Annotated in this window: 14 protein-coding genes and 1 pseudogene; all 15 read right to left on the bottom strand. The window is 53.9% G+C overall.

Going from position 1 to position 14,245, the window contains the following annotated elements; genetic code table 11:
- Positions 1–268: 268 nt before the first annotated feature.
- Entirely contained in the window at positions 269–1,045 is a 777-nt protein-coding gene (locus tag BAA01_07925; protein ID OUM84842.1) for an RNA polymerase sigma-F factor, read from the bottom strand.
- A 9-nt stretch (positions 1,046–1,054) separates the two neighbouring features.
- Positions 1,055–1,483: an anti-sigma F factor gene (locus BAA01_07920; protein OUM84852.1), complete on the bottom strand. Its 429-nt coding sequence runs from the start codon at positions 1,481–1,483 to the stop codon at positions 1,055–1,057.
- Between the two features lie 4 nt (positions 1,484–1,487).
- A complete protein-coding gene (locus BAA01_07915; GenBank protein ID OUM84841.1) occupies positions 1,488–1,850 on the bottom strand; it encodes an anti-sigma F factor antagonist in 363 nt (120 codons plus the stop codon).
- Between the two features lie 212 nt (positions 1,851–2,062).
- Positions 2,063–3,241: a D-alanyl-D-alanine carboxypeptidase gene (locus BAA01_07910; protein OUM84851.1), complete on the bottom strand. Its 1,179-nt coding sequence runs from the start codon at positions 3,239–3,241 to the stop codon at positions 2,063–2,065.
- Positions 3,242–3,328: 87 nt separating this feature from the next.
- Positions 3,329–4,642: a pyrimidine-nucleoside phosphorylase gene (gene deoA, locus BAA01_07905; protein ID OUM84840.1), complete on the bottom strand. Its 1,314-nt coding sequence runs from the start codon at positions 4,640–4,642 to the stop codon at positions 3,329–3,331.
- A 2-nt stretch (positions 4,643–4,644) separates the two neighbouring features.
- On the bottom strand, positions 4,645–5,475 hold the full coding sequence (locus BAA01_07900; GenBank protein OUM84839.1) for a purine-nucleoside phosphorylase: 831 nt from the start codon (positions 5,473–5,475) through the stop codon (positions 4,645–4,647).
- Positions 5,472–6,311, bottom strand: a complete 840-nt coding sequence (locus tag BAA01_07895; GenBank protein ID OUM84850.1) for a purine-nucleoside phosphorylase — start codon at positions 6,309–6,311, stop codon at positions 5,472–5,474. Before BAA01_07895 ends, BAA01_07900 begins: the two co-directional genes overlap by 4 nt.
- Positions 6,311–7,498 carry a phosphopentomutase gene (locus BAA01_07890; protein ID OUM84849.1) on the bottom strand — a complete coding sequence of 396 codons (1,188 nt, stop codon included), beginning with the start codon at positions 7,496–7,498 and terminating at the stop codon, positions 6,311–6,313. The genes BAA01_07895 and BAA01_07890 overlap by 1 nt, the downstream gene beginning before the upstream one ends.
- A 29-nt stretch (positions 7,499–7,527) precedes the next feature.
- Positions 7,528–8,415 carry a site-specific tyrosine recombinase XerD gene (locus BAA01_07885; GenBank protein OUM84838.1) on the bottom strand — a complete coding sequence of 296 codons (888 nt, stop codon included), beginning with the start codon at positions 8,413–8,415 and terminating at the stop codon, positions 7,528–7,530.
- Between the two features lie 151 nt (positions 8,416–8,566).
- Positions 8,567–8,995 (bottom strand): annotated as a pseudogene (locus BAA01_07880) (transcriptional repressor).
- A gap of 109 nt (positions 8,996–9,104) precedes the next feature.
- Positions 9,105–9,731 carry a stage II sporulation protein M gene (locus BAA01_07875; GenBank protein ID OUM84837.1) on the bottom strand — a complete coding sequence of 209 codons (627 nt, stop codon included), beginning with the start codon at positions 9,729–9,731 and terminating at the stop codon, positions 9,105–9,107.
- Between the two features lie 53 nt (positions 9,732–9,784).
- Positions 9,785–10,345 carry a hypothetical protein gene (locus BAA01_07870; protein ID OUM84836.1) on the bottom strand — a complete coding sequence of 187 codons (561 nt, stop codon included), beginning with the start codon at positions 10,343–10,345 and terminating at the stop codon, positions 9,785–9,787.
- A gap of 242 nt (positions 10,346–10,587) precedes the next feature.
- Entirely contained in the window at positions 10,588–11,697 is a 1,110-nt protein-coding gene (locus BAA01_07865; GenBank protein OUM84835.1) for a hypothetical protein, read from the bottom strand.
- A gap of 45 nt (positions 11,698–11,742) precedes the next feature.
- Positions 11,743–13,284, bottom strand: a complete 1,542-nt coding sequence (locus BAA01_07860; protein OUM84834.1) for a methylmalonyl-CoA carboxyltransferase — start codon at positions 13,282–13,284, stop codon at positions 11,743–11,745.
- Positions 13,285–13,392: 108 nt separating this feature from the next.
- Complete coding sequence (locus BAA01_07855; protein OUM84833.1) at positions 13,393–14,217, bottom strand: methylmalonyl-CoA epimerase; 825 nt, start codon at positions 14,215–14,217, stop codon at positions 13,393–13,395.
- Positions 14,218–14,245 lie beyond the last annotated feature (28 nt).

Here is a 14,245-nt window from a genome sequence, read left to right as displayed (position 1 = left end):
TTGGTCCGCTTCAACAATGACTTTTTCCATGATAAGAGCGCCCAGCGCTTTCACCATCCGAAAGATCTCTTGCTCCAATTGGATGAAATTGATCTTGCCCTCAACGATTTGTTGCGCTAGACTGGAAGTGTAATTGAATAATTCCATCGAAAAGAGACCTCCTTTGCTGAAGGGTGTGACAGGTCTCTTTTCGCTTTTTATAAGCGATTTTCCTGCCTGCTAGCCAATGATTATTTTACTCTAACTGTCAGGCGCGAACCGAGCAAATTTAACCGATCTGATCGCGGATGCTCTGCAAAATCTTTTTCTCCAGGCGTGAAACCTGAACCTGGGAAATGCCCAGGCGTTCTGCCACCTCCGACTGCGTTTGGTCCCGAAAATACCGCAAATAGACGATCAACCGTTCCCGTTCGGATAAACGCTCAATGGCCTCCCGCAATGCGATTTGATCGAACCATTTCTCATATGAATCGTCAGCAATTTGATCCATGAGCAAAATCGGATCACTGTCATTTTCAAACACCGTCTCGTGTATGGAGGTCGGCGTCCGGTTGGCCTCCTGCGCCAAGACCACCACTTCGGGGGATATGGACAGCGCATTGGCGATCTCGGAAACGGTAGGTTGACGGCCGTATTCTTTGGACAGTTCATCGCGCATCTTGCGAATCCGGTTCGCCAGCTCCTTCATCGAACGGCTGACCTTGACACTGCCGTCATCGCGCAAAAAGCGCTTGATCTCGCCGATGATCATCGGAACCGCATAGGTGGAAAATTTGACGTCGTAACGCAAGTCAAACTTGTCCACCGCTTTTAACAGCCCGATGCACCCTATCTGAAACAGATCATCCGCCTCGTACCCCCGGTTCAAGAACCGCTGGACAACCGACCATACCAGGCGAATGTTGGCGTTGACCAGCCGGTTTCTGGCTTCACTGTCCCCCGCCTGGCTGCGCGCGATCAGATCGCGGACTTCCGCATCCGTGAGATAGGGGCTGTCTTGTTGTTCCCTGTCCCGGTTATCCAGGTTTTTATCCTCTGTATTCATCGGATCACCCTAATTATACATGGCTTCATTGGCCTGAAGGTATTTGACAAAACGGATTTTTGTCCCTTTTCCGAGCGCGGTCTCTATCTGTATATCATTAACAAAGTTTTCCATAATTGTAAAGCCCATTCCAGTGTGTTCCTTATCCGGCTTGGTCGTATAAAGCGGTTCCCGGGCCTTTTCCAGGTTTTCGATCCCTACCCCTCGGTCTTCGACGGTCAGCTCGACGGCCTGCTCGATCAACTTGGCCGTGATCGTAACCACCCCATCGGGGTTGTTGTCGTATCCATGCACAATCGCATTGGTGACGGCCTCCGACACCACCGTTTGCAAATCGGTCAATTCCTGCATCGTCGGATCGACCTGCGAAACAAAAGCGGCCACGACCACCCTGGCAAAAGAAACGTTTTCTGGCACGGCAGCAAAGGAAATGCTCATGAAATTACTTTTCACGGGTCATCACCCCCATCGATTGAAGCGCCTCGTCCTCTGTCTCAAAAACGGCGGAAACTTTGAAAACCCCTGAAAGCTCCAGCAATCGCCTGACCGTTGGGTTTGCCCCGCAGATCAGCAACTTTCCGCCCAACGCTTGCAGGGTTTTGTACCTGCCGAGGATCACGCCGAGACCGGAGCTGTCCATAAACTGAAGCCTTTGCAAGTTGAGAACCAAGGATTTCACCGTTCCTTTGGCAAGCTCCTCCTGCAACATCTGACGAACAGACTCTGCGGTTTGCATATCCAATTCACCGATCAGACGAACCAGTAAAAGATCCCGGTATCTGTCCTGTTCCCATGCGATGGCCATGATTGCGCTCCCTTCTCCCCGTGATCATGATTTCTTACCATGCTATTTCTACGGGCTTCACAAAAATTCCTTCCCTCCGACAAAAGTAGAAAAAAGAATACAAAATGCGCGAAAATGGTTCCCGGATCAAGTGGCCGTCCAAAAAAATTCCCGCCTCTTTCCAAACAGAAGCGGGATGCCTTATGCCGCGATATTTTCGTCAGGAAGTGGCTTCAGTTCCCAGACTTGAATGGGAATAGGAGATCTTTGCTCGTCCGTTTAAAAAGCTGCCAGATGTTGGCTTTTGGAATGTCGTGGGGCACAGTCAATTCGTAAGTCAGGCGGGTCTGACCCTCTTTTAATACCCGGACATACCCCAATACATCTCCCTGCTTCAGCGGCGCCTGCAGAGGTTCGTTGAGCACAATTTCCGTGTCGTAATCCTGTATTTTTTCTCCTTTTTGCATCAAGATGCCGATCTGCTGCGGAGCGTGGAGCGGAATTTGGCGCTGGGCTCCTTTGTTGACCTGTACATGCGCGATAAAGTCGCCTTTTTCGTACAGCGGATGAACGGTGTATTGGGCAAACGCATAATCCAGCAGCCGGCTCACTTCGCGGTTGCGGGATTTGGTGTCCGGTTCACCCATCACGACAGCGATGAGGCGCATCTTTCCCTTTTTGGCCGTCGCGGATAAACAAAACCCGGCTTCGCTGGTATACCCCGTTTTCAGTCCGTCCACCCCTTCATAAAAACGAACCAGCTTGTTTGTATTGACCAGCCAGAAAGGATTTTTGCTGTCTTGACGCAAGTAATCCTGATAAATGCTTGTATATTGCGTGATGGTGTCATATTTGAGCAGTTCGCGCGACATGACGGCAATATCATAGGCCGAACTTACATGCCCCTCTTCCGGCAACCCGCTGGCGTTCATGAAGTGCGTATCCTTCAATCCGAGTTCCTGCGCCTTCCGATTCATCATCTCGACAAAGGCTTCTTCTGTGCCTGCAATATGTTCTGCCATCGCGACCGAAGCATCATTGCCCGAAGCCACGGCAATTCCCTTCAACAAATCGCGGACCGACATCTGTTCGCCAGGTTCCAGAAAAATCTGGGAACCGCCCATCGAGGCCGCATGTTCACTCACCCGAACCTGCTCATCAAGGGTGATTCGGCCCTCCTCCACCGCTTCCATGATCAACAGCATCGTCATGATCTTCGTAATGGACGCCGGCGGCAGCTTTTTGTGAGCGTTTTTTTCAAACAAAATGGTTCCTGTTGACGCCTCCATCAAAATGGCGGAGACAGCCTGCGGTGCCAGATCGGCCGGTTCCTTGGCCATCCCCTGTGCCGGAAACAGGAATAGCAAAGCGGCACAAACACTGATTTGGAGGATGAGAGTTAACGTTTTCACGGGTCTCAATCCACACAACCTCCTTCTTTTCCTATTGTTCCAGAAAAGAAGGAGATTAATCAGCAAAACGGCCGTCCTGCGACTTTTTCAATCGCCCGGGCCCGTTATCGTTTGGTAAATCAATGGCGGAACCGCAGGCGGTGTCTTGGAAAGGTGCACCGATTTGCGCAAAAGGGCTTCCACCTCTGACGCCTGTTCATTTCCACTGTAGATCGTGAACAGGGGATCGCCTGGCCGGACATATTGACCGAGACGCTGTTCGAACAGCAAACCCACGGACGGGTCCAGATGATCCTCCTTGACGTTTCGTCCGGCTCCCAGCATCACGGCGGCAATGCCGACCTGCTCCGTGTCGATCCGGCTCAGATACCCCTCTTCTTGCGCCCGGACCGTCCGCCTAAAGGCTGCCAGCGGCAGTCGTTCCGGCTCGTCGACCACTTCGGGCTGGCCCCCCTGCGCCGCGATCCATTGCTTCATCTTGGCGAGCGCTTGCCCGCTTGCAAGCGCCTCTTCCAGCAGGCGGCGCCCCTCTTTTTCGGAAGGTACGCGGCCGGCCAAAAGCAGCATCAGGCTGCCAAGATGCAGGCAAAGTTCAACGAGACGCGGCTCCCCCTCTCCCTTCAGGGCGAGGATCGCCTCCCGCACCTCCAGCGCGCTTCCCACTGCCCTCCCCAGAGGTTGGTTCATATCGCTGATGACCGCCGCCGTTTTCCGCCCCAGCCGGTTGCCCAGCTGAACCATCATCCGGGCCAGCTCGTCGGCTTCTTCAAGCGTTTTCATAAAAGCTCCGCTGCCCACTTTGACATCGAGGACGATGGCCTGGGCACCGGATGCGATTTTTTTGCTCATGATCGAACTGGCAATCAGCGGGATGGAATCCACCGTGGCCGTGACGTCCCGCAATGCGTATAACCGCTTGTCTGCCGGAACCAGGCTTTCCGACTGGCTTGTCAAGGCCAAGCCGATACGGTTCACCTGCTGGATGAAACGCTGTCTGTCCAGTTGGGTCGTAAAGCCGGGTATGCCCGCCAGTTTGTCAATGGTCCCGCCCGTATGCCCCAGACTCTTGCCGGACATTTTGGCGACGGGCACGCCGCAGGCAGCCACCAGCGGCGCCAGAACAAGGGTAGTGGTGTCCCCCACGCCGCCCGTGCTGTGTTTGTCTACCACGACGCCGTCAATTCCCGAAAGATCCACTTGCTCTCCTGAGCGGACCATGGCTTCCGTGAGCTCGGCCGTCTCTTGCTCATCCATGCCGCGAAAACAGACAGCCATGGCCCATGCCGCCATCTGATAATCGGGGATGCGTCCAGTTGTAAATCCGTTGATGAGATAGTGAATTTCTTCCCGGGAAAGGGGCTGACCCTCTCGCTTTTTTCGGATCAAATCCACCGCACGCACTTTCAATCCTCCCCGCAGGAACGAATATAACGGCACAGCAACGAAAGAAAGGCTGGTTTGGCCGCTTCAGCGACGCGCAATACCTGTTCGTGAGTTGGCGGCTCCAGGAGGTCCGGATTGGCTATATCCGTAATGCAAGAAAGGCCGAGAACCTTCATGCCACAATGATTGGCCGCGATCGCCTCGGGAACGGTGGACATGCCCAGGGCATCTGCGCCAAGGCGCAATAATGCTCTCAGCTCTGCCTTGGAGAGGTAATTGGGACCGCTGATTCCGGCATAAACCCCTTCTTGCAAGCTGATCGCGAGTTGTTTCGCCGCCTCTTTCAAACGCAGCCCCAACTGTTTGTCATATGCGGAGGACAGATCGGGAAACCGGGGCCCCAGCGGTTCATCATTGGCACCAATCAGAGGATGGTCTCCGGTGAGGTTGAGGTGGTCGGCAATCAGCATCAAATCGCCGGGAGAAAAAGCGGGATTCAAACCGCCAGCCGCATTGGTGAGAATCAGTTGCTCGACGCCCAGCTCGCGCATCACATACACAGGAAACGTGACCTTATCCATTGGCCAGCCTTCGTAGTAATGGACCCGGCCACGCATGGCCGCCACCGTCTGGCCTTCCAACTGGCCAATGACCAGTTCACCCTTGTGGCCCGGCACGGTGGAAACGGCAAAATGCGGAATCTCTCGAAAAGGGATGGTCACGGAAGAATCAATCCGATCGGCCAGTTCTCCCAGGCCGGAGCCCAGGATCAGGCCGATGCGCGGCCGGAAAGAAGTGAGCCGGCGAATGGCAGCCACCGATTCCATGACTCGGACGGCCTTCACACTCATCGTTTCAACTCCTTGAGTATGCCCTTGATCAGCGCTGTCAGGCGGTCTTTGGCCTGGTTGGAGGTATGTACCACTTCTTCATGGGAAAGGGGCTGATCCAAGATCCCGCTGGCGAGGTTTGCAATGCAGGAAATCCCTAAAACCCTCATCCCCTGGTGCCTGGCCACGATGACTTCAGGGACGGTGGACATGCCGACCGCGTCGGCCCCCAGTTTGCGGAACGCCCTGATTTCAGCGGGCGTTTCATAACTGGGGCCGGTAACCGCCAGATAAACGCCTCGCTGCGCGGAAAGGCCGCAGCGGGCGGCAACCTGTTCAGCGAGCGAAAGAAGCTCCCTGTCATAGGCTTGCGACATATCAGGAAAGCGGGGCCCCCACTCATCCACATTCGGCCCTCGCAAAGGGTTGGCAAACATCCAGTTGATATGGTCCTCGATCAGCATCAAATCGCCGGGTTGAAAAGTCGGGCGGATGCCTCCTGAGGCGTTGGTAATGATCAGGGTCCCAATGTCCAGCTCATGCATCACGCGAATCGGAAAGGTGACCTGTGCCATCGAATAGCCTTCATAATAATGGAAGCGGCCTTGCATGCAGAGCACGGGACACCCTTCCACCGTTCCGGCGACCCACTTTCCGGCATGTCCCGGTACCGTCGAGATCGGAAAATGCGGCAGGGCTTCATAAGGAATCTCGATTGGCTGTTCAATTTCCTCTGCAAACGCGCCAAGGCCTGAACCCAGAATGAGCGCTACCTGCGGCTTAAAACCGCCAAGGCGGCGCTGCAGCACATGCGCCGTCTCCTGGACCTGTTTACGGTATGTTTCAGTGGCGTCCATCATATACGACTCTCCTCAATCCTGATCTCTGACAAAAAGCTTTGGCCGATTTGCGGCTTCCTCACGCCGAAATTTTCTGCGATCGTGGCACCCACGTCGGCGAAGGTCTGACGGATGCCGAGGTTGGCCGGCTGAATGGCCGGATGGTAAACCAGGAGGGGAACATATTCCCGGGTATGGTCGGTTCCCGTGTGCGTGGGATCGTTGCCATGATCGGCCGTGATGATCAACAGGTCATCAGAACCTAGGGCTTCCAGCATTTCCGGGATCCGCGCATCAAACTCCTCCAAAGCCTGTCCATACCCTTCCGGATCACGGCGGTGCCCGTACAACGAATCAAAATCCACCAAATTCGCAAAAGCCAGGCCACAAAAGGGTTCACTCAGCACTTCCAGGATGCGGTCCACCCCATCCATGTTGGAACGGGTCGGAATGCTGCGGGTCACACCCTCTCCGCTGTAGATATCGGCAATTTTGCCGATGGCAATCACATCCAGCCCCGCCTCCTGCAACCGGTTCATTACCGTGGGAGCAGGGGGCTTTACGGCGTAATCCCGGCGCCGGGGCGTCCGCTGAAAGGCGCCGGGCGAACCTGTAAACGGTCTGGCAATCACCCGCCCTACCCGCCATGGCTCTTCCAGGGTCAATTCCCTGGCCACTTCACACGCCCGGTACAATTCCGCCAGCGGGATCACGTCTTCGTGCGCCGCAATCTGGAAGACGCTGTCGGCCGAAGTATAAACAATCCAGGCGCCCGTTTCCATATGCTGAACACCCAGTTCCTCAATGATTGCCGTTCCCGAAGCCGGCTTGTTTCCCAGCACCTGCCGGCCCGTTCGGGCGCTGAATGCTTCGATCAACTCGGCTGGAAAGCCATTCGGGAAAGTTTGAAACGGCTTGGCTATCTCAAGGCCCATCAGCTCCCAGTGACCTGTCATCGTATCTTTCCCCGCCGATATTTCCCGCATTTTTCCATAGGCGCCCAAAGGCCTTGCAGGCGGTTTCAGTCCTGGAATGGGATGGATATGGGCCAGTCCCATGGAAGCCAAATGGGGAACGCGCAAGCCGCGTTTTTCCGCAATGTGAACCAGGGTATTCGTCCCCTCATCGCCAAAATGGGCCGCATCCGGCAGGGCCCCAATCCCAACACTGTCCAAGACGATCAATATGATGCGACGATAATTGATCGAAGACACCCCTTTCCCGCGTCTCCCTCCTAGGCGCGAGGGTGAGCGATGCGGTATGTATCGCGGATTTTCGAATGCGTCACATGGGTATAAATCTGCGTCGTCGAAATGTCTGCATGCCCCAGCATTTCCTGGACCGATCGCAGGTCGGCGCCATTTTCCAGCAAGTGGGTGGCAAAAGAGTGGCGAAGCACGTGTGGTGTCAGAGGTTTGGTGATCTGAGCTTGCCGGGCGTACCGTTTGATCATTTTCCAGAATCCTTGCCGGGAAAGCGGTTCTCCACGGGAATTCAGAAACAGGACGTCACTGGTTTTTCCTTTCAGCAAATGGGGCCTGCCAAACGCGAGATAGCGGTTGACCGCTTCAACCGCAAGCTGCCCGACCGGAATGATTCGCTCTTTTGAACCTTTCCCGAGGCATTTCAAAAACCCCATCTCCAGTTGAAGGTCGGTCAGTTTGAGAGACAACAGTTCCGAGACACGCATCCCGGTCGCATACAACAGCTCCAGCATCGCCGTATCCCGTATGCCAAGCGGCGTGTCCCGCTTCGGCGTGTTCAGCAAAGCCTCCACTTCAGCGGCCGTCAGCACGTGGGGCAAGCGCTGATCCCGTTTCGGCGTAGGCAAATCCTGGGCCGGATTATGCGGAATTTTTTTCTCAAGCCACAAAAACTTGTAAAAATTACGCAAGGATGCAGTGAGACGGGCCACAGAAGCGCTGGACTTGCCGGCCTGCCGTTGCAGCCGCAAATAGTTCAGCAAGTGCCCTTCATGGCTGTCTTCCAACCGAAGGACCCCTTCTTTCCGCAAATAGGAAAGGTAATAAAAAATGTCGCGGTGGTATGCCTCCACAGTATTCCTCGACAAGCCTTTCTCCACTTTTAAAAAATGAATAAATCGGTCAAGGGCTTCATCCATGTTGGTCACCTCTAAGGCAAAACTTCTCACTTTAACGTGAGAAGTTGGAACCGCGGCGGTGTGACGATTTTTTCCCGGTGTCCTTTTCCTGGCTGTGCATTCCAGAACGCTCATCCGGATGCTCAGGAGGCCCCTGGTTGTCCACTGCCTGGCAACGGTGGCACACGCCGTGGAAAATCAACCGATGATCCAAAATTTTAAACCCGAAGTCGCGCTCCACTTTCTCTTCAATGGGTCCCAGCCAGTCTTCAATAATCTCGTCCACCGCTCCACACTCTACGCAGACAAGATGATGGTGATGATGCTCCATGTTTTCATCGCGCATCTCGTAACGGGCCACGCCGTCGCCAAAATTCAGTTTGTTAATCACTTTCAGATCGCTGAGCAAATCCAACGTTCGGTATACGGTCGCCAGTCCAATGTCCGGAAATTTTTCCTTCACAAGCAGATACACATCTTCTGCGCTGAGATGGTCAACCTGGTTTTCCAACATGACGCGGAGGGTTGCTTCTCGTTGTGGAGTCAACTTGTAATTCATGGCATGCATTTTTTCTTTGATTTGCTCCAGTCGTTCTTCCATTCAGACCCCTCCCAAGATCACTACCTTACATTATAGGAAGGGGTAAAAGGCAAGTCAAACTAATTAAGAATGGGTATCATTTGATAATCTGTTCAATGAGGATCGTCAATCAACTCCACGCCGAGGTCACCCACCCGATCAGGTAGGGGGAGACGTAGGACTCCACGAGAACGGCAACAAAAAAGATGCCTCCCACTGTCAACATGATGCCATTGTACTGCAGCCATTCTTCACGCACCATGGCCGGCCCCTTGCGAAAAATCATCCGGAGCAGTGACAGCGAAAAGAGAATGCTTGCCGATGATGCCAGCAACAAAGCGGGAATGAGTAAGAGATTCTGCGGCAAAACACTGACGGCAGCGAGCAAGATGCCCTTCCAGGTCAATTGTTGAACCAAAAAACCGACCGTAAAGCCGATGGCCATCCCTTTCGCAAAGACAATAGCCAGGATAAGGGGAAAGCCAATCACGGAAAGCCCCAGTATCCAGAGCACCAGAACCAGTCTCAATTCTTCTCCCAACATGTTCAGAATGCCAGGTGAGTCGGTTTGGGAATGGCTGACATGCAGGAAAAACTGATTCAGATCGTCCAGGAGTTCGTTTCGCTGTTCCGGACCCATCACATTGACCAGGATTGCACCGAAGATCACGCCCATGATGAACAGAATCGACGTAAATAACAATGTGCCGCGAAGAATGCGCGTGCGTGTCGCAAGTGTTCCAATCGCTCTTTTCATACCCTGTTCCCCCTATTTATTGGAATCCTATTCAGGATCAGCGGGGGATAGAATCAAATTTCCAGTTTTCCCATTTGTAAAAGATTCCAGGCCTGGATAGCCAACGCCGTTTTGGCGTCTTTAATCCGGCCATCCATCACCCAACGCAAGCCTTCTTCAAGGGTGACGGCGAACGGCTCAACAAATTCATCCTCATCCAGAGAAGGTGGCCGTTGGACGCTGTCCTTTCCAATCCATGCCAGAAACAGGTAAATCCGTTCATTGGCGAAACCGGGCGAGGTGTAAAACGAATAAAGGAACTGCAGTTTTTCTGCCGTCAGTCCCGTCTCTTCCCAAAGCTCGCGCCGGGCGCATGCTTCGGGTAACTCTCCGGATTCCAATTTGCCGGCCGGGATCTCGATCAATGACTCCTCTACCGCTTTTCGATATTGCCGAATGAGCAACAAATGTCCATCAGCCAAAATGGGCAAGACGGCCACCGCCCCCGGGTGTTCAACCACTTCCCTCATCCCTTGTTTGCCGTCGGGGAGCAGCACCTGATGCCGTTTGACCGTAATAATCCGCCCGGCATAAAGCGTTTCCACCTGAAGCGTTTTTTCTTCATAAGTATTCATCGATCGCGCTCCTTGTAGGCTGCTTTGCGCAAGTTACAAGCATACTTGTCCCACACTGTCCATATATTATGAGCAACACCGGATACAGGAGGAAGTTGCGATGAAACGAATGAAACGAATCCCTTTTCAATGCGTCCACACGCCGCATCAACTGATCCTCTCGGGCAAGGGATGGGAAATTCGGGAAAAATTACGGCAACTGGCCCGCACCAGGCTTACCTTGGAAGAGTATTTGCGGAGGGTCAATCCAGCAGGGGGGCGAGTCCGTGCAGGACACCCCAAAAATAAGCGGGGTCCTGTCTCACCGTTCGTCCCATAACAGTGATTTCGCTTCCAGGGTAGTGTTCCAAAAGAGCAAACAAGTCATCCCATTCCAGAATGGATCTCCTGTAAAGCTGGACCTTCGAATGGCAGATGGAGGCCAATTGCCCGCGGATCACTTCCTCTTCCCGGCCTTGAAAAGGCGGTACGGAATAGATGAAAGGAACGTGTATCGCCTGCCTGATCAAGGTCATCTGATGATGGCTGATCCCCTGGTGGCGGCTTCTGCGGTCGGCAAAACTGATCCTGGGCACCAAAATCGGCCGTCCCTCGAGAGAAAAGGTGGCATGAATCATTTCAGCCACCTCTGCGCCGGAAAAACCCCATTTTGTCCCTGTGCCGACCGTTCCCGGCCCCATCATCAGGATGGCGACGTCAGCCTGGAGGATGTGTCTTGCGGCCAGCAGCGCCGAATACAGGTTGACCGCTTCCAGATCGCCGCCAAACGCGTGACCATATGTAATCGTCCCCGCAATCCAATCACATGACCGCAAGGTTTGGACGTGTCGGCTCATGGCAAGGGGCAAGGCAGCACCATCACTCATCACGTAAACGATGCGCCAGTTCTGCGTCTTTTTAAACCATTTGATGCCGGTCACCAAAATGGGGAGCATGCTGTGCAGCTCGCCGATTAAAACCGGCATTCCCTCAAGCGAAGAGGCCGTTTTCATGATCTCATGAAAAGGGCTGTTTTCCTCTTCGCAACTTTGCACCGCGATTTGATAGGGCGTGTAGCGGATTTTCATGATGTGGCCGGAAATGGAGGACAGAGGCGACACAGGCTGAACATCCGGTTTATCCGAACCGTTTCTTTGGACAGTCTGTGCCACCAGATGGTATCCTCCGGTTCCCAAGCCCAGATAAACGGCTGTCGTGTTGAGAAGGACGCGATCTCCCTTCCTCACTGGTCCAATCAGCGCAGGAAAACTCAGCGCTTTTTCTGTCCTTCCTTCCACGCGCACCGACAGCTCCTGCAGGGTGGGACAGCTGGAGAGAACATCCATCACCTCTCCGATCTGCCAACGAATCACGCCATCACGCCCTCTCAAAGGGTTTGTTGCCGAAAAGCCAAGGGCTCACAGTGGAATGTTCCCGTGTTTTTTCCACGGCCGCGTTTCTTTCTTGTTGCGAAGCATTTCCAGGGCCTCCCGCAGTTTTTTTCTCGTCTCCCGCGGATCGATCACGTCATCCACCATCCCATGGGCTGCTGCCACGTACGGATTGGCGAATTTGTTCCGGTATTCGGCAATCTTGGCCGCGCGGGTAGCCTCCGGGTCGTCGCTTTGTTCAATCTCCTTGCTGAAGATGATATTGGCCGCCCCTTCCGGTCCCATGACAGCAATTTCCGCATTCGGCCAGGCATAAACCACGTCTGCCCCGATCGCCTTGCTGTTCAAGGCGACGTAGGCGCCGCCGTATGCTTTCCGGAGAATGACGGTAATCTTGGGCACGGTGGCCTCTGAATAGGCATATAAGATTTTCGCTCCGTGCCGGATAATTCCCCGGTGTTCCTGGTTGACGCCCGGAAAAAATCCCGTCACGTCTTCAAAGGTGATGAGAGGAATGTTGAAAGCGTCACAAAAGCGCACGAACCTGGACAGTTTGTCGGAAGAATCGATGTCAAGGCCGCCCGCCATCACCTTGGGCTGGTTGGCAACAATCCCTACCGAGTAGCCGTCGATTCGCGCAAAACCGACGACAATGTTTCGCGCAAAACGTTCGTGGACCTCCATAAAATCTCCATCATCCACGATGCGATGGATGACTTCGCGGATGTCATACACCTTGGTTCCTTCGACCGGCACGATATCAATCAGCTCTTCCACCCATCCATCGTCAGGCTTGGCTTCCTTGCGCGGCGGCATTTCCTTGTTATTTTGCGGCAAAAAGCTCAACAGGCGGCGGACTTGTTGAAGGGCTTCCTCTTCCGTCGCCGCTGTAAAATGGGCATTCCCGCTCACCGTGGCATGCACACGGGCGCCGCCCAAATCTTCCGCCGAAATCTGTTCTCCGGTAACCGCCTGAATCACCTTGGGACCTGTGATGAACATTTGGCTGGTTTTTTCAACCATAAACACAAAATCGGTAATCGCCGGAGAATAGACCGCCCCTCCCGCGTTGGGGCCCATGATGACGGATATTTGCGGGATGACGCCTGAATAGATGGAATTGCGGTAGAAAATGTGCCCGTACCCGTCCAGGGACACGACGCCTTCCTGGATCCGTGCGCCTCCCGAATCGTTCAGCCCGATGACCGGCGCCCCATTCTTGGCCGCCAAATCCATGATATTGGCAATTTTCTTGGCGTGCATTTCACCCAGAGCACCGCCAAACACCGTGAAATCCTGTGCAAACACGTAAACCGGCCGCCCCTGGATCTTTCCAAATCCGGTGACCACCCCTTCACCGGGAGCCTCAACCTGATCCATGCCGAAATTGTTGCTCCGGTGTTCAATAAACGGGTTTAATTCCACAAAGGTTCCTTCATCCAGAAGGATGTTGAGCCGTTCCCTGGCTGTCAGTTTGCCTCGCCGATGTTGCGCGTCGATCTTCTCATAGCCGCCCCCCAACACCACTTTCTGGCGACGACGATGCAGCTCTTCGATTTTTTCCTGCATTTTTGCGGCATTATCCTCAGATGGCCTCACGATATACCTCCCACTCCCTTATTCAAACTACGTCCGCAACGTATCCTGATCACGCGATGCTCGGTTTTTAGTGGGCTTTTAGTGGGCAGGTTGGCAAAGCTCCAAAAGAACACCGTGCGTGGAACGGGGATGGACAAAAGCCACCCTCGTCTGGTGGGCACCTGCTTTCGGCTTTTCATCAATCAACTGGATGCCTTGTGCCTGGTAAGAAGCAAGCTGAGTTTCGATATCGTCCACTTCAATCGCCAAATGGTGAATCCCTTCGCCGCGCTTTTCAATGAATTTGGCGATCGGACTTTGCGGATGAAGAGGGGCCAGCAGTTCCACATGGCTTTCTCCCAATGTCAGAAACGCCACCTTGACGCCTTCGCTTTCCACCGTCTCCTGGCTCTCCAGTTGAAAGCCCAACTTGGCGTAAACGGCAATGGCTTCTTCCAGATTTTTCACCGCAATGCCCAGGTGGGCCATTTTTCGTGGCGGCTGTGCCTTTACCAAAAGATTGGACTGGGGCTTGACATGTTGCCTGATAAATTGCGCCACTTCCTGTGTCGATGTGCCGGGAGTAAACACCCTTTTCACACCCAATGATTCCAAATACGGAATATCTTCTTCAGGGATGACGCCCCCGACCACGACACAAATATCTTCCGCCTCATTTTCTTTCAACAGACGCATCACTTCCGGAACCAACTCATTGTGCGCACCGGAGAGGATCGACAGGCCGATGACATCCACATCTTCCTGAATGGCGCTGTGGACGATTTGCTCCGGCGTCTGGCGCAGGCCGGTATAAATCACTTCCATTCCTTCATCCCTCAAGGCCTGGGCAATGACGAGCGCGCCCCGATCATGCCCATCCAAACCTGGCTTGGCGACCAATACGCGGATTGGCTGTGTAGACATAAGCTGTTTCACTCCTTTTTCAACTGAG

The sequence above is a fragment of the Bacillus thermozeamaize genome, from assembly GCA_002159075.1.
GTDB classification, from domain to species: domain Bacteria; phylum Bacillota; class Bacilli; order ZCTH02-B2; family ZCTH02-B2; genus Bacillus_BB; species Bacillus_BB thermozeamaize.
The sequence above is the reverse complement of the archived record's forward strand: the minus strand, read 5'-3'. Positions and strand labels throughout refer to the sequence as shown.

Bases quoted from the DNA above. Each gene is read 5' to 3' on its own strand.
- BAA01_07925 (OUM84842.1), bottom strand. From the start codon at position 1,045: ATGAATACAGAGGATAAAAACCTGGATAACCGGGACAGGGAACAACAA.
- BAA01_07920 (OUM84852.1), bottom strand. From the start codon at position 1,483: ATGAGCATTTCCTTTGCTGCCGTGCCAGAAAACGTTTCTTTTGCCAGG.
- BAA01_07915 (OUM84841.1), bottom strand. From the start codon at position 1,850: ATGGCCATCGCATGGGAACAGGACAGATACCGGGATCTTTTACTGGTT.
- BAA01_07900 (OUM84839.1), bottom strand. From the start codon at position 5,475: ATGAGTGTGAAGGCCGTCCGAGTCATGGAATCGGTGGCTGCCATTCGC.
- BAA01_07895 (OUM84850.1), bottom strand. From the start codon at position 6,311: ATGGACGCCACTGAAACATACCGTAAACAGGTCCAGGAGACGGCGCAT.
- BAA01_07885 (OUM84838.1), bottom strand. From the start codon at position 8,415: ATGGATGAAGCCCTTGACCGATTTATTCATTTTTTAAAAGTGGAGAAA.
- BAA01_07875 (OUM84837.1), bottom strand. From the start codon at position 9,731: ATGAAAAGAGCGATTGGAACACTTGCGACACGCACGCGCATTCTTCGC.
- BAA01_07870 (OUM84836.1), bottom strand. From the start codon at position 10,345: ATGAATACTTATGAAGAAAAAACGCTTCAGGTGGAAACGCTTTATGCC.
- BAA01_07860 (OUM84834.1), bottom strand. From the start codon at position 13,284: ATGCAGGAAAAAATCGAAGAGCTGCATCGTCGTCGCCAGAAAGTGGTG.
- BAA01_07855 (OUM84833.1), bottom strand. From the start codon at position 14,217: ATGTCTACACAGCCAATCCGCGTATTGGTCGCCAAGCCAGGTTTGGAT.